The 15,141-nt window shown below is 72.3% G+C and carries 14 protein-coding genes; 3 read left to right on the top strand and 11 right to left on the bottom strand.

Annotated elements, in window-relative coordinates; genetic code table 11:
- Window positions 1-65 precede the first annotated feature (65 nt).
- The 4 genes from NLX94_RS16405 to NLX94_RS16390 form a co-directional block, all read right to left on the bottom strand.
- On the bottom strand, window positions 66-1,094 hold the full coding sequence (locus tag NLX94_RS16405) for a 6-phosphofructokinase (RefSeq protein ID WP_254383951.1): 1,029 nt from the start codon (window positions 1,092-1,094) through the stop codon (window positions 66-68).
- 215 nt (window positions 1,095-1,309) lie between these two features.
- Entirely contained in the window at window positions 1,310-1,954 is a 645-nt protein-coding gene (locus NLX94_RS16400; RefSeq protein ID WP_250743819.1) for a response regulator transcription factor, read from the bottom strand.
- Window positions 1,955-1,995: 41 nt separating this feature from the next.
- The gene (gene macS / locus NLX94_RS16395) at window positions 1,996-3,207 is read right to left on the bottom strand and encodes a MacS family sensor histidine kinase (protein ID WP_254383500.1); all 1,212 of its coding nucleotides are present in this window, start codon (window positions 3,205-3,207) and stop codon (window positions 1,996-1,998) included.
- Between the two features lie 38 nt (window positions 3,208-3,245).
- The gene (locus NLX94_RS16390) at window positions 3,246-4,001 is read right to left on the bottom strand and encodes a 1-acyl-sn-glycerol-3-phosphate acyltransferase (protein ID WP_254383950.1); all 756 of its coding nucleotides are present in this window, start codon (window positions 3,999-4,001) and stop codon (window positions 3,246-3,248) included.
- Window positions 4,002-4,164: 163 nt separating this feature from the next.
- On the opposite strand from NLX94_RS16390, the gene NLX94_RS16385 reads away from it, so the two are divergent.
- A complete protein-coding gene (locus NLX94_RS16385; protein WP_254383498.1) occupies window positions 4,165-4,944 on the top strand; it encodes an alpha/beta fold hydrolase in 780 nt (259 codons plus the stop codon).
- A complete protein-coding gene (locus NLX94_RS16380) occupies window positions 4,937-5,524 on the top strand; it encodes a hypothetical protein (protein WP_254383496.1) in 588 nt (195 codons plus the stop codon). Before NLX94_RS16385 ends, NLX94_RS16380 begins: the two co-directional genes overlap by 8 nt.
- Window positions 5,525-5,947: 423 nt before the next feature.
- On the opposite strand, the gene NLX94_RS16370 is transcribed toward NLX94_RS16380, so the two are convergent.
- The 6 genes from NLX94_RS16370 to NLX94_RS16345 form a co-directional block, all read right to left on the bottom strand.
- A complete protein-coding gene (locus NLX94_RS16370; RefSeq protein ID WP_254383494.1) occupies window positions 5,948-6,706 on the bottom strand; it encodes an endonuclease/exonuclease/phosphatase family protein in 759 nt (252 codons plus the stop codon).
- A gap of 84 nt (window positions 6,707-6,790) precedes the next feature.
- Complete coding sequence (locus tag NLX94_RS16365) at window positions 6,791-7,732, bottom strand: ROK family glucokinase (protein ID WP_254383492.1); 942 nt, start codon at window positions 7,730-7,732, stop codon at window positions 6,791-6,793.
- 61 nt (window positions 7,733-7,793) lie between these two features.
- Window positions 7,794-8,315: a DUF5304 domain-containing protein gene (locus tag NLX94_RS16360; protein ID WP_254383490.1), complete on the bottom strand. Its 522-nt coding sequence runs from the start codon at window positions 8,313-8,315 to the stop codon at window positions 7,794-7,796.
- 114 nt (window positions 8,316-8,429) lie between these two features.
- Window positions 8,430-9,578, bottom strand: coding sequence for an ArsA family ATPase (locus tag NLX94_RS16355; RefSeq protein WP_254383488.1), 1,149 nt, complete (start codon window positions 9,576-9,578; stop codon window positions 8,430-8,432).
- 487 nt (window positions 9,579-10,065) lie between these two features.
- Entirely contained in the window at window positions 10,066-10,524 is a 459-nt protein-coding gene (locus tag NLX94_RS16350; RefSeq protein WP_254383487.1) for an SRPBCC family protein, read from the bottom strand.
- An 89-nt stretch (window positions 10,525-10,613) separates the two neighbouring features.
- Entirely contained in the window at window positions 10,614-11,408 is a 795-nt protein-coding gene (locus NLX94_RS16345; RefSeq protein WP_254383485.1) for a metallophosphoesterase, read from the bottom strand.
- A 228-nt stretch (window positions 11,409-11,636) separates the two neighbouring features.
- Between NLX94_RS16345 and NLX94_RS16340 the strand changes: the two genes are divergently transcribed.
- The gene (locus tag NLX94_RS16340; RefSeq protein WP_254383483.1) at window positions 11,637-13,433 is read left to right on the top strand and encodes a long-chain fatty acid--CoA ligase; all 1,797 of its coding nucleotides are present in this window, start codon (window positions 11,637-11,639) and stop codon (window positions 13,431-13,433) included.
- A gap of 12 nt (window positions 13,434-13,445) precedes the next feature.
- Here the strand turns inward: NLX94_RS16340 and NLX94_RS16335 are convergent, their stop codons facing one another.
- The gene (locus tag NLX94_RS16335; protein WP_254383481.1) at window positions 13,446-15,062 is read right to left on the bottom strand and encodes a GMC oxidoreductase; all 1,617 of its coding nucleotides are present in this window, start codon (window positions 15,060-15,062) and stop codon (window positions 13,446-13,448) included.
- Window positions 15,063-15,141: the final 79 nt, after the last annotated feature.

Here is a 15,141-nt window from a genome sequence, read left to right as displayed (position 1 = left end):
CCAAAGAATCGGACCATGGGTCGTTTGTCACCTTACGACCCAAGGTCCGCACCCGCGCCTGCGGCTCAGCCGAAGAACACTCCGGCCTCCTTGTAGAGCGCCGGGTCCACCGTCTTCAGCTTCGCCGTGGCCTCGGCGATCGGCACCCGCACGATGTCCGTCCCCTTCAGCGCGACCATCTTCCCGAAGTCCCCGTCGCGCACCGCGTCGATCGCGTGCAGGCCGAAGCGGGTGGCCAGCCACCGGTCGAAGGCGCTGGGGGTGCCGCCCCGCTGGATGTGCCCGAGCACGGTCGTACGGGCCTCCTTGCCGGTCCGTGCCTCGATCTCCTTGGCCAGCCACTCACCGACACCGGACAGCCGGACGTGCCCGAAGGAGTCCTTCGTCGCGTCCTTCAGCACCATGTCGCCGTCCTTGGGCATCGCGCCCTCGGCGACGCACACGATCGGCGCGTAGCTCGCCTTGAAGCGGGAGGTCACCCACTCGCACACCTGGTCCACGTCGAAGCGCTGCTCGGGAATGAGGATGACGTTGGCGCCGCCCGCGAGTCCCGAGTGCAGGGCGATCCAGCCGGCGTGCCGGCCCATCACCTCGACGACCAGGACCCGCATGTGCGATTCGGCGGTGGTGTGCAGCCGGTCGATGGCCTCGGTGGCGATCCCGACGGCGGTGTCGAAGCCGAAGGTGTAGTCGGTGGCCGACAGATCGTTGTCGATGGTCTTCGGGACCCCGACGCAGGGGATGCCGTACTCCTCGTAGAGCTTCGCGGCCACGCCCAGGGTGTCCTCGCCGCCGATCGCGACGAGGGCGTCGACCTCGTACTTGGCGAGGTTCTCCTTGATCTGGCGGACGCCGTCGTCCAGCTTGAACGGGTTGGTGCGCGAGGAGCCGAGGATGGTTCCGCCGCGCGGCAGGATGCCCCGGACGGCGGGGATGTCGAGGGGGACGGTGCGGCCTTCGACCGCGCCGCGCCAGCCGTCCTTGAAACCGATGAACTCGTAGGCGTACTCCTGGACGCCCTTGCGCACGACACTGCGGATCACCGCGTTGAGCCCGGGGCAGTCGCCGCCGCCCGTCAGCACTCCGACCTTCATGGCCTTCATGGAATTTTCCCTTCGCCACAGGGCCCGCTGAGGCCGCGGGGCCCGCATGACGGTCACGCTAGTGGTGACTCAGGTCACAGCAAGATGCCGGGAAGGGTCAATTCCGGGGGAATTGCGGGGCGTTGCATCCACCCGTTCACTCGTACGAGGGGCCCCTACGAGGCCCTGCCCGCCCCGCGCCGCCCGCTTCACACGTCTCACGCGCCTCACGCGTCGTCGAGGCCCCGCTCTATCGCGTACCGGACGAGCTCCACCCGGTTGTGCAACTGGAGCTTGCCCAGGGTGTTCTGCACGTGGTTCTGCACGGTGCGGTGGGAGATGACCAGCCGTTCCGCGATCTGCTTGTACGAGAGCCCCTTGGCCACCAGCCGCAGCACCTCGGTCTCCCGGTCGGTGAGCTGCGGGGCCTTCGGCTCGTCGGAGGCGGCCGGCGCCGGGTCGGTAGCGAGGCGCCGGTACTCGCCGAGGACCAGGCCGGCCAGGCCCGGGGTGAAGACGGGGTCCCCGGCCGCCGTGCGGCGCACGGCGTCGATGAGCTCCTGGGCGCCCGCGGACTTCAGCAGGTAGCCGGTGGCGCCGGACTTCACCGCTTCCAGGACGTCGGCGTGCTCGCCGCTCGCCGAGAGGACGAGGACCCGCAGCGCCGGGTTGGCGCCGACCAGCTCCTTGCAGACCTGGACCCCGGGCATGCCGGGGAGGTTGAGGTCGAGGACCAGGACGTGCGGGGCCGCCGCGCGGGCCCGCCGTACCGCCTCGGGCCCGTCGCCCGCGGTGGCCACCAGGTCGAAGCCGGCGGCGGCCAGGTCGCGGGCGACCGCGTCCCGCCACATCGGATGGTCGTCGACGACCATGACCTTGATGCCGCTCGGGTCGTTCCACTCGCTCGACTGGTTCACTGGGTGCTCCCCCTCGGTACTTTCAGTTCCACTTCGGTGCCCTGCCCCGGGACGGACACCAGCTCGGCGCTGCCGCCGAGGTCGCGGAGCCGGCCCCGGATGGACAGGGCCACTCCCATCCGGCCCTCGCCCTCGGCCTGGTCGAGCCGGCCGGCCGGGATGCCCGGGCCGTCGTCGCGGACGGTCACGATCACCTCGTCGCCCCAGTCCTCGACCAGGATCCAGGCGCTGGCCCCCTCGCCGGCGTGCTTGCGCACGTTGTCGAGGGCGGCTCCGACCGCCGCAGCCAGCTCCCTGGCCGCGGCCACCGGCAGCGGCACCGGGGTTCCCGGCTCGGCGAAGCTCACCCGCGAGCCGGCGTACGGGGCGAGGAGGGCGCACAGATCGAGCTCGCCCTCCTCCTCGCCCGGCTCCTCGACCTCGAAGGCGGCGACGATCGCGCCGAGCGCCTCGTCGCGGGAGATCCGGGACGGGCGCGCGAGCCCGCTGGAGACCAGGGTGCGCAGCGCCACCTCCTGCTCCCCCGCCATCCGGCCCAGCTCGGCGGCCTCCCCGCCCAGTTCGGTGCCGCGCCGCTGGACCATGGCGAGGACCTGGAGGACCCCGTCGTGGATGTCGCGGGCGAGGCGTTCGCGCTCGCGGGTGGCGGCCTCGATCTCCAGGGCGCGGGCCAGGGTGGCCTCACTGGCCCGGGCCACCTCGACGACGTAGCCGATGGCGATGGAGGCCACCCAGACCAGGAGCACGTTGTGCAGGGCGTCCCGGGTGGGGTCCCCGCCGTGGATGACGATGTTGGCGACGGCGACGAAGGTGGAGGCGAAACAGGCCCATCGCCAGCCGCCCTTGAGGGCGAAGGCGAGGACGGAGCCCGCCGTCCAGATGGAGGGGAGCGTGGGGCCGCCGTCGGCGATCCGCTGCTGGCTGTCCGCGAGCGGGGTGAGCAGGATGCCGACGCAGGCCACGGTGAGGTCGGCGCACAGGAACCGCTTGGTGCAGCTGGCGGCGTTGGCCACCTTGGGGAGGGTCAGCAGGGTCCAGCCGGCCAGGAAGGCGAGGTAGGAGGCTGCGACCCAGGGGCGGCCGAACCGCTGGTAGGCGGACGCGAACAGCAGGGCCGCGTAGACCATGGTGAGCAGCCGGTAGGCCGTCAGGGCACGCCACAGCGGCTGCTCGACCGACATGCGCACGACGCGCTCGCGCTTCGCCATCTCCCCCACCCCGTACGGGCGGTCCCGCCCGTGTGCCGCTACTTGCTGTCGGTGTCCTTGTCGGCCTTGTCGGCCTCTGCCTTTTCCGCCTTCTCCGCCTTCTCGCTCCGGGAGGCGGCCTTCTCCGCGTCAGCGATCTGGCGCTTGGCGGCCGTCGCGTAGATGTCGACGTACTCCTGGCCGGAGAGCTTCATGATCTCGTACATGACCTCGTCGGTCACCGAGCGGAGGATGAAGCGGTCCCCGTCCATGCCGTGGTAACGGCTGAAGTCCAGCGGCTTGCCGATCCGGATGCCCGGGCGCATCAGCTTGGGCACCACCTTGCCGGGCGGCTGGATCTTCTCCGTGTCGATCATCGCCACGGGGATCACCGGCGCACCGGTGGCCAGCGCGACCCGGGCCAGACCGCCCGGCTTTCCGCGGTATAGCCGGCCGTCGGGTGAACGCGTCCCCTCGGGGTAAATACCGAACAGCTCTCCGCGCTCGATGACGTCGATGCCGCTCTTGATGGCGGCCTCGCCGGCCCCGCGCGCACCCGAACGGTCCACCGGGAGCTGGCCGACGCCCTTGAAGAAGGCGGCCGTCAGCCTGCCCTTGACGCCCGGGGAGGTGAAGTACTCCGCCTTCGCGATGAAGGTCACCTTCCGGTCCAGCACGGCCGGGAGGAAGAAGGAGTCGGAGAAGGACAGGTGGTTGCTCGCGAGGATCGCCGGCCCCTCTGCGGGAATGTTCTCGAGGCCCTCCACCCACGGCCTGAAGGCGAGCTTCAGAGAACCGCCGATGGAGAACTTCATTGCGCCGTAGATCAACTCGAAAGCCTTCCTGTGTCTGTCGAACAGACCATATCCCGTGGTAGCGCCCGGAGCCGTCCGACGACCCTGGTCGGTACCACCCCCGTCGCGTACGGTGAAGTCACACAGCGCTACGCACCCCCCGCCCCCCTCTAAGGAGACCCTGGTGCCCGTCCTCCCTGGAGCCGAGCCGTTCCGCCACGAGGGCGGAAAGGTCGGCGTCCTCCTCTGCCACGGCTTCACCGGTTCCCCCCAGTCGATGCGGCCCTGGGCCGACCATCTGGCCGCGCAGGGACTGACGGTGTCGCTGCCCCTGCTCCCCGGGCACGGGACGCGCTGGCAGGACATGCAGCTCACCGGCTGGCAGGACTGGTACGCCGAGGTGGACCGCGCGCTGCGGGAGCTGCAGGGCAGCTGCGAGCAGGTGTTCGTCTTCGGGCTGTCGATGGGCGGCGCGCTGACGCTGCGGCTCGCGGCGAAGCACGGGGACAGCATCAGCGGGATCGTCCTCGTCAACCCGGTCAACAAGATCCACGACCCGCTGGCCGTAGCCCTGCCGGTGGTCAAGCACTTCGTCCGGTCGACGCCGGGCATCGCGAGCGACATCGCCAAGCCCGGGGCGGACGAGGTCGGCTACGACCGGGTCCCGACCCGGGCCGCGCACTCGCTGCGGAAGTTCCTGCAGATGCTGGACACCGAACTGCCGCAGGTGACGCAGCCGCTGCTGCTGCTGCACAGCCCGCAGGACCACGTGGTGCGGCCCGCGGACTCGGCGCGGATCCTGGCGCGGGTGTCCTCCACGGACGTCACCGAGACGCTGCTGGAACAGAGTTACCACGTCGCGACGTTGGACCATGACGCGGAGAAGATCTTCGCGGACAGCTTCGCGTTCGTCGGACGGCTGTCGGAGAGCTTGGGCAGGGAGGGGGCGGCCAGCGGTGGCTGAGCACGAGGAGTCCTCCGGGGGTGTCCCCCCGCTGGACGAGGAAGCGGCGTGGGCGGCGATCGTGGCCGGCTACGGGCAGGAGCCGGCGGATCCGCCGGGCGCGAGACCGTTCCGGCCGATCGAGAACCTCCTCCTGCCGGAGGAGGACGTGAAACCGGCGCCCGACCCGGCGGGCCCCGCCTCCCCGGCCGCCCCGGCCTCCCCGGAACCGCCTGCGGCGGCGGCGCTGGGCAGCTCGGTGGTGTTCGCCCCGGGCGTGGGCGGCATCGGCGGCGCGGGCCCCCGGGACCACTCCCTGGCCGAGCCCGACGACTCCCCCGAGGCCGCGAAGGACGAGGGGCACTTCGTACCCCCGGAGCCAGAGCTGCCGGAGGCGGACACGACGTCGAAGTTCGCCTGGCTGGCGGTGGTGGGCGGGCCGGTCCTGCTGCTCCTGGCGGTGCTGTTCCAGTGGGACATGACCTGGTGGCTGACGACGCTGGGCGTCGGCGGCTTCCTGGGCGGCTTCGCGACGCTGGTCGCCCGGATGTCCACGGACGAGGACGAGGACGACGACCCCGGCCGGGGCGCGGTCGTCTGATTTTTCACGCGGAGCTCGCACCGCTGCGCGGGCTTCGCCCCGCTGCGCCGGACTCCGTCCGGCGGTGGCCGGTCGGCGCTCCCGTCCCGGCACGGGCCCGGTGGGCGGGTGCGGCTGGGCTGCCCTGCGGGGCTGGGTCCCCTACCCGCCCTTCCACCGTTCCCCGGGCCCTGCCCGGACCCGCCAAGACCCTGGGGCTCCGCCCCAGACCCCGCGCCTCAAACGCCGGCGAGGCTGGATCGTTCAGCCCCTCCGGCGTTTGAGGAGCGGGGGTCCGGGGGCTGGCCCCCGGAACGGCGCCGCACCCGGCAAGGGTCCGGGCGCAGCCCGGGGAACGGGCGAAGGGCGGGTAGGGGACCCAGCCCCGCAGGGCCCAACCAGCCGCACCCGCCCACCGGCACCCACAACAAGGCCGGCGGCGCGTCAAGAAGGAGCTGCGGGCAGGCGGAGGGTGGCCAGGACCGGGAGGTGGTCCGTGGCGCGGGCCAGGTCTTCGGGGGTGACGCCGGGGAGGCCCTCGGGGACGCCGCAGGCGAGGACCTGTGTCCCCGGGGTGGCGAAGACCGCGTCGATCCGCCGCGGGACAGCAGATCGCACCCACGTGTGCTCACCGCCCCACGGCGCCACCGCCCGGCAGTCCTGCAGGGCCCCGGCCAGCCGGCGGAAGGCGGGCCCCGAGGGGCCCTCGTTGATGTCCCCGGCCGCGATCGCGTAGGGCACGTCCATCCGGGCCAGCCGGTCGAGGAGCAGCTCCGCCTGGGCGAGCCGTTCGGGGCCGTCCAGCGACAGGTGCGCGCTGAGCACGCCGACCCGGACCCCGCCGAGCCGTACGACGGCCGTGGCGAAACCCCGCCGGTGGCGGCCCGGTGTGAGCGGCAGCAGTATGTCCTCGGTCCGCTCCACGAAGGCCCGTAGGGAACACAGGAGCAGGGGTCCCGCCGCCGTCGCGCCGCCCGACAGGACCACCAGGTCGCACTTGGCGGCCAGCCGCGCCGCGTGCTTGCGCCACCGGAAGAACCGCGGCGCCTCCTGGACGCACACCAGGTCGGGCGCACACGCGCGGATCACCCGCGCCAGTGCGTCCTCGTCGTCGTGCAGCGAGCGGACGTTGTAGGAGAGCACCCGGATCACGGCGGAACCATCGGCTTCGGTACGGGAGTTCGGCGGCTCGGTGAGGTCCATACCCGGCAACATAACGAGACTGCCCGCCGCACCCCAGGGGGCGCGGCGGGCAGTCCGCGGATACGAGGCGCCGTGGCGCGGGCCTCAGCCCTGTCGGGCCAGGTCCGCCGCGCCGACCAGGCCGGCCTTGCCGCCCAGCTGCGCCGCGAGCACCTGCGCGTGCGGGCGCCAGGCGCCGCCGATCAGCCAGCGCTTGAAGGACTTGCGGATCGGGTCCAGGACCAGGTCGCCCTCGTCCGAGACGCCGCCGCCGACGATGAACGCCGACGGGTCGAAGAGCGAGGCCAGGTCCGCGAGGCCGGCGCCCGCCCAACGGGCCAGTTCACGGAAGGAATCGATGGCCACCAGGTCGCCGGCGCGGGCCGCCTCGCTGATGTGCTTGCCCTCGATGCCCTCGGGGGTGCCGTCGCCGAGCGCGAGGAGAGCCTTCGCGTTCTCGGGGGTGGCGTTGGCGCGCTGCTTGGCGTACCGGACGAGCGCGCGCCCGGAGGCGTACTGCTCCCAGCATCCCTGGCTGCCGCAGCCGCACAGCAGACCGTCCGGGACCACCCGGATGTGACCGAACTCGGCGGCCACGCCGAAGCGTCCGCGCCGGAGCTTGTTGCCGATGATGATGCCGCCGCCCAGGCCCGTGCCGAGCGTGATGCAGATGACGTCGTCGTGGCCCTGGCCGGCGCCGAAGCGGTACTCGCCCCAGGCCGCGCAGTTGGCGTCGTTCTCGACGACCACGGGCAGGCCGATGCGCTGCTCGACCTTGTCCTTGAGCGGCTCGTGCCGCCAGTTGATGTTCGGCGCGAAGAGTACGGTCGCGCGCTTGTCGTCGACGTATCCGGCGGCGCCGATGCCGACCGCGTCGATGGTGTGGCTGGCGCTGACCTCGGACACGGCGGCGCAGATCGCGTCCGTCACTCCGTCCGCGGTCGGCGGCGTGGGCACCTTGTACGTCTCAAGGATGGTGCCGTCTTCGTCGACCACGCCGGCCGCGATCTTCGTGCCGCCGATGTCGACGCCGATGGTGAGTCCCATTAGTCCCTCGGTTTCCGGTCAAACCCCGCCGCTGTCAACCGTACCCGAGGGAGGAGGGGGTTCAGTCGAGATCGATCCGCTCGGTCGGGCCGCCGTCGCCCTCGTCACGGGGGTCCTTCGCGTTCCCGGAGGCGTTCCCGGACGCGCTCCCGTCGGTCCCGTCGCCCCGCCCGGGGGCCGTTTCACCGCGCGTCCAGCGGCGCTCGTGGCCCTCGACCGCGGAACGGTAGGCGGCGAGCAGCTCCGAGCCGGCCGCCGCGAGGTGCTCGAAGACCTCGGGGTTGCGCTCGACCACGGGTTTGGCGGCGCTCTTCGCCTGGTTGACGAACTGCCGTACGGCGCCCTGCGCGGCGACGCCGAACAGCGGGTTGTCGAGCGCGGAGACCTTGTCGGACACCTTCCCGGCGACGGCCTCGAAGAGCTTGAACAGCTCCTCGGCCGCGGTACCGGTCCCGGCGCCCGCGGAGGAGCCCTGCTCGGACCTGCGGCGCTCCCGCTCGGCGGCGAGGTCCTCGGCGCACGCCTCGGCCCAGGCGTCGTCCCCGGCGGAAGCATCGGTGGGGCGGTCGGTGGCCTCGCTCATGGCGGACTCTCCTGCGGCGGCTGCTGGGCGTGCGGAACGGACTCCTGCTCCCTCCGACGTTACCCGAACGGCGGTACGCCCCCCAGGCCCCCGGGGCCGTCTGCTACGGCTCGGCTACGCCTCGTCCCCGCTCCGGGGCCACAGGCCCGGGTCCGGGGTGAAGCGGATGCGGAGCTCGTCGTCGGCGAGGGCGGCGCCGGAGACCGTGCAGCGGCGCAGCGCGGCGGGCAGGGGCACGATCCTGCGGTACGGGCCCACCGTGAGCAGCAGCTCGTCGCCGCGCCGGACCAGGCCGAGCTCCCGCTTCTCCGCGCGGGGCAGCGGGACCTTCCACAGCAGCACCCCGTCCTCGGCGATCCGGTCCTCGACGGCCCAGACGGGCCGCGGCACGGTCGCCGGGGCGGGGGCCGGAGCCAGCTCCGCCAGCTCCTCGGGTCCGTGCGGGTCCCGGCCCAGGTGGGGTACGGGGAGCACCGGGAGGCTCTCGTCCCCGGCCCACTGGGCGGCGTACTTCTCCTGCTGCGCGGCGAGCCCCGACAGCCACGGGTCGGCGGACCCGGCGGGCAGCATCCGGTTGGCGACGAGCGCCGAGACGGGCAGCCGGTGCAGGGCGAGCCCGAGCCTGCCCAGGCGCAGCGCGGCGTCGGCGGCGGGGCCGGGCTCGGCGACGAGCCGTACGGAGGTGGTGGGGGCCTCCAGGACGTCCTGGACGGCCGCCAGGTCCTCGTCCCAGCGGGCGGCGGCCTCGTACAGCCACTGCGCGGGCATCGGGACCCCGGCGAGCTGGGCCAGTACGGGGCGCAGGGCGCGGGCCGCCTGGCGCTCCGCGGGGAGCAGCCGGGCGAGGTAGCGGCGGAGCTGGGCGGGGAGGGCGAGGGTGGTGATCGCCTGGTGCAGCGGCGGGAGGTCCACCACCACGAGATCGGTGCCGGGCTCCTGCGCGGCCCGCCGCAGGGCGCGGAGCAGCGCGAACTGCTCGGCGCCGGGCAGTTCGGTGATCTCGTCGGTGTGCAGCGGGCGTGCGCCGAGCATCCCGAGCAGGGCGGAGCCGCGCTCCTGGAGCGAGAGCAGCTCCGTGCGGAACTCCTCGCCGGAGTCGACGCGGGACACGCGGAGGCTGCCCTGGGGGGTGACCGGGGGGTCGGTGGGGTCTGCGGTGAGGAGGAGCACGCGGTGGCCCTGCCGTGCGGCGGCGAGCGCGGTGGCGGCCGCGACGGTGCTGCGTCCGGCGCCGCCGGGGCCGGTGACGAGAAGGGTGTGCATGCTGCTCCTAGCTCCGCGTGTGCCCGGCCCCGCCTCCCGGCGAGCCCGACCCTGGCCCCGCCAGCCTGCCACGCCACGAAACCCCACCCGGGCCCTGGCCCCCGGCCCCCCGCTGCGACCGTTGCCGCTGCGCGGGCGGAGTCCCCTACCCGCCCTTCCACCGTTCCCCGGGCGCTGCCCGGACCCGCCAAGCCCCTGGGGCTCCGCCCCAGACCCCGCTCCTCAAACGCCGGCGAGGCTGGATGCACCCAGCCCCTCCGGCGTTTGAGGAGCGGGGGTCCGGGGGCAGCGCCCCCGGCAAGGGGCCCGGGCGCAGCCCGGGGAACGGGCGAAGGGCGGGTAGGGGACCCAGCCCCGCAGGGCACACCCAGCCGCACCCGCCCACCGGCACCCACAACAGGCGGCCGTGGCCGCACCGCCGACCCGCCACCGCCGGACGGAGTCCGGCGCAGCGGAGCGAAGCCCGCGCAGCGGTGCGAGCTCCGCGTTAAGAAGGGTTGGCGCCGGGGTGGCTTTCCACGCGCTTCTTCAGGCCTGCCAGGGCGCGGTCGATGATGACCTTCTCCGCCTTGCGCTTGATCATTCCGAGCATCGGGATCTTGACGTCCACCGTCAGGGAGTAGGTGACCTCGGTGCGGGCGCCCCCGGCGACCGGCGCCAGCTGGTAGGACCCGTCGAGCTGCCGCAGCATCTGGGACTTGTCCAGCGTCCAGCTGACCGTGTTCTCCGCCGGCCAGGTGTACGCCAGCGTGTGGTCGTCCTTGATCGCGCCGGCGTCCAGCAGCAGCCGGACGAGCGCGGCCCGGCCGGAGTCGTCCTTGGCCAGTACCTCGGCCTCCTTCACCTCGCCGGTCCATTCCGGGTAGCGGGCGAAGTCGGCGATCACGGCCATGACGTCGGCCGGGGACGCCTCGATCGTGATGCTCGAGCTGGTGTGTTCCGCCATCGCGGTCGCTCCTCCGGGGGGAGTTCGAGGAAGTGTGCGGACGGCCGGGGCCGCCGCGTGAAGGCTATCGCGCGTCACGTCGTGACCGGTCACCACTCCAGGGCCCACGGCCTCCCCGTGGCGGCGAAGTGCCCGACGTTCACGCACTCGGTGGCGCCGATCCGCATCCGCCGGGCGAGCGGCTGGTGGACGTGGCCGAAGAGGGCGTACCGGGGCCGCACCTTGCGGATCGCGGCGAGCAGCGCCCCGCTGCCCCGTTCGAAGCGCCGCGCCACGGTGTCGTAGCAGAGTTCCGGCACCTCCGGCGGGATGTGGGAGCAGAGCACGTCGACCTCGCCCAGCGCCTCCACCTTGGCCGCGTACTCCTCCTCGGGCACCTCGTAGGGCGTGCGCATCGGGGAGGGCAGTCCGCCGCCGACGAAGCCGAAGACCCGGCCGCCGATCTCGGCCCGCTGTCCGTCGAGCACGGTCAGGCCGGGGCCCGCGTACTCGGGCCAGAGGCCGGGGATGTCCACGTTGCCGTAGGTGGCGTACGTGGGCTTCGGGAAGGCGGCGAACATTTCGGCGTACTGGCGCCGGACCGCGCCCTCGACCAGCCGGTCCCGGTCCAGTCCGGCCCAGAGGCCGCGGGCGAACTCGCGGGCCTCCTCGAAGCGGCGCGCGGTGCGCAGCTCCACGATGTGATCGGCGTTCTCGACGCCGAAGAGGTCGGGGAAGATGCCGCGCGAGTGGTCGGCGTAGTCGAGGAAGAGGACGAGGTCGCCGAGGCAGATCAGCGCGTCGGCGCCTTCCCCGGCCCGCGCCAGGGCCTCGGTGTTGCCGTGGACGTCGCTGACGACGTGGACCCGTGTCCGGTTCTGCGTACCACCCATAGAGCCACCCATGCCGCCACCCTAGGCGCGCCGGGCCACCGCGGGGAGGGAATCGGCTCAGGCGGCCGGACCTGCGGTTACTTCCGAGTCGCAAACCGGGTCGACTAATGTCGGCAGGACACGGCCGCGACATGTGACGCAGGGAACATCTGGCCGGTTCCCTCTATCCGGAACCCCCTACCGATGGGTAACGTCCGGTCGGTCCACATGGTGGCGATGGCGCCCAGAGGAGCAGCAGTCTTGCGCGAGTTCAGCCTTCCGGCCCTGTACGAGGTCCCGTCGGACGGGAACCTGACGGATCTCATCCGCCGCAACGCCGCGCAGCATCCCGACACCGCCGTCATGGCCCGCAAGGTCGGCGGCGCGTGGCAGGACGTCACCGCGACGGAGTTCCTCGCCGAGGTCCGCACCGCGGCGAAGGGCCTGATCGCGGCCGGCATCAAGCCCGGCGACCGGGTCGCCCTGATCTCCCGCACCCGCTACGAGTGGGTGCTGATCGACTTCGCGATCTGGAGCGCGGGCGCCGTTACCGTCCCCGTGTACGAGACCAGCTCCCCCGAGCAGATCCAGTGGATCCTCGGCGACTCCGGCGCCGTCGCCGTCGTCGTGGAGTCCGCCGGGCACGCCGCGTCCGTGGCGGCCCTGCGCGACCGGCTGCCGGAGCTGCGCGAGGTCTGGGAGATCGAGCAGGGCGCCCTGGAGACGCTGAAGGCGGCCGGCGCCGGGATCTCGGACGCCGAGGTCGACGAGCGCAGCGCGCTCGCGGGCGCCGACGACCCGGCCACCATCGTCTACACCTCCGGCACCACCGGCCGACCCAAGGGCTGCGTGCTGACCCACCGCAGCTTCTTCGCCGAGTGCGGGAACATCGTGGCCCGGCTGCGTCCGCTGTTCCGGACCGGCGAGTGCTCCGTGCTGCTGTTCCTGCCGGCCGCGCACGTCTTCGGCCGCCTGGTGGAGGTGGCGGCCGTGCTGGCGCCGATCCGGCTGGGCTGCGTACCGGACATCAAGAACCTCACCGACGAGCTGCAGTCCTTCCGGCCGACGCTGATCCTCGGCGTGCCGCGCGTCTTCGAGAAGGTCTACAACTCGGCCCGCGCCAAGGCGCAGGCCGACGGCAAGGGCAAGATCTTCGACGCGGCGGCCGAGACCGCGATCGCGTACAGCCGCGCGCTGGACCTGCCGGGCGGCCCGTCCTTCGGCCTCAAGCTCAAGCACAAGCTCTTCTCCAAGCTGGTCTACAGCAAGCTCCACACGGTCCTCGGCGGGCGCGGCGAGTACGCGATCTCCGGCGGGGCGCCGCTGGGCGAGCGCCTCGGCCACTTCTTCCGCGGCATCGGCTTCACCGTGCTGGAGGGCTACGGCCTGACCGAGTCCTGCGCGGCCACGGCCTTCAACCCGTGGGACAAGACGAAGATCGGTACGGTCGGCCAGCCGCTCCCGGGCTCCGTGGTGCGCATCGCCGACGACGGCGAGGTGCTGCTGCACGGCGAGCACATCTTCAAGGAGTACTGGAACAACCCGACGGCCACCGCCGACGCACTGACCGACGGCTGGTTCCACACCGGCGACGTCGGCACCCTCGACGAGGACGGCTACCTGGCGATCACCGGGCGCAAGAAGGAGCTCATCGTCACGGCGGGCGGCAAGAACGTGGCGCCCGCGGTGATCGAGGACCGGATCCGGGCGCACGCGCTGGTCGCGGAGTGCATGGTGGTCGGCGACGCGCGGCCGTTCGTGGCCGCGCTGGTCACCATCGACGAGGAGTTCCTCGGCCGGTGGGCCGCGGAGCACGGCAAGCCGGCCGGTTCGACGGCGGCCCAGCTGCGCGAGGACGCGGACCTCGTCGCCGCCGTCCAGAAGGCCGTGGACGACGGCAACGCGGCGGTTTCCAAGGCGGAATCGGTGCGGAAATTCCGCATTCTGCCCTCCCAGTTCACGGAGGAGTCCGGGCACATCACGCCTTCGCTGAAGCTGAAGCGGAATGTGGTGGCGAAGGACTTCGCGGACGAGATCGAAGCCCTCTACCGGGGCTAGTGGTCCGGTTCGTCAGCGAGGGTCCTCGGCGAGGACCCTCGCCATGTTCCGTTCTGCGAGCGCGGTGACGGTCACGAAGGGGTTCACGCCGAGCGACCCGGGGATCAGCGAGCTGTCGGTGACGTAGAGGCCCTGGTAGCCCTTCACCCGGCCGAAGTCGTCGGTCGCGTCCCCGAGGACGCAGCCGCCCAGCGGGTGGTAGGTGAAGTTGTCGGCGAAGTTCTTGTTGTCGCCGAACAGGTCGTAGCGGTAGATCGTGAAGTTGGCCCGGTTGATCCGGTCGAAGAGGCGCTTGGCGGCCTGGACGGACGGGGTGTTCTGGTCCCGGGTCCACTGGAGCTTCGCCGAGTCGCTGGCGGCGTCGTAGGTGAAGTGCCCGCGCTCCGGGTTCTTGGTGATGGCCAGGTACATCGAGATCCAGTGCTCGAAGCCCATCGGGAGCGGGGCGATCTCGGCGAAGACCGGGTTCGAGGCGTTGTCCCAGTCGTCGATGCCGAGGGCCGGCATGGTGGCCTGGTTGGCGCCGACGGTGTCCCACAGGTGGTTGGCCCGGGCGGTCATGACGTTGCCGTTGTGGCCCCAGCCGAGGCCCACCTTGTCGTTCAGGGCGGGCAGGGTGCCGGTCTCGCGGGCGCGCAGCAGGATCTCGGTGGTGCCGAGGCTGCCGGCGCCGAGGAAGAGCTGCTTGCAGCCCAGTTCGCGGACCTGGGTGACGCGGCCGGTGAGGTCGCTGGTCTGCACGGTCAGCACGTACCCGCCGGCCGGGTCCTGCCGTACGCCGACCACGCGCTGCATGGTCTCGATGGTGACGTTCCCCGTCCCCAGGGCGGCGGCCAGGTAGGTCTTGTCCACGCTCTTCTTGCCGTGGTTGTTGCCGTAGATGACCTCGCCCGCGAGGGCGGACCGGGTGGCGGTGCCGGCGGCCTCGCGCTTCATGTACTCGAAGTCGTAGACGTTGGGGACGAAGGTGGTCCGCAGGCCGGTCTTCTGGGCGTGCTTGCGGGAGATGCGGGCGAAGCGGTACCACTCCGTGGACTCGAACCAGGCCGGGTCGATGTCGTTGACCCCGAGCATGGCGCGGGCCCGGGGGTAGTAGGTGCCGTACATCTCGTCGGCGTCCACGCGGGGCATGACCTCGGTGAAGTACGAGCGCCTCGGCGTGGGCGCCATGCCGCCGTTGACGAGGGAGCCGCCGCCGACGCCGCGGCCCACGTACACCGACATGTCCCCGTAGTTCACGCGGTCCAGGACGCCGGGGTACGGGTCGATGTTGCGGTTGACCACGTCCAGCCAGAGGAACTGGGCGAGCGGGGCCTCGGTGCGGTTGCGGAACCACATCGAGCGCTGGTCGGGGGCGGAGGTGGCCGGGAAGATCTTCCCGTCGGCGCCCGGGGTGTCCCAGAGCCGGCCCATCTCCAGGACGACGGTCCGCACCCCGGCCTGCCCGAGGCGGAGCGCGGCGACGGCGGATCCGTAGCCGGAGCCGACGACGATGGCCGGGGCGTACGTCGAGGCCGCGGGCTCGGAGGCGGCTGCGGACTGCAGGCCTATGCGGGTGAAGCCGAGGGCGGCCGCGGTCGAGAGGGCGCCCAGCCCGAGAACGTGACGACGCGTCAGGTTTGGTGTCATGGGCGCATCATGAGTGGATTCCACCCAACCGGCCATAACCCGCACTGACACGCTTCTGAGTAACAGTCAGACATGGCTC

Source organism: Streptomyces sp. TBY4 (genome assembly GCF_024213195.1).
Taxonomy (GTDB): Bacteria; Actinomycetota; Actinomycetes; order Streptomycetales; family Streptomycetaceae; genus Streptomyces.
This window is presented reverse-complemented; position numbering and strand designations above follow the sequence as displayed.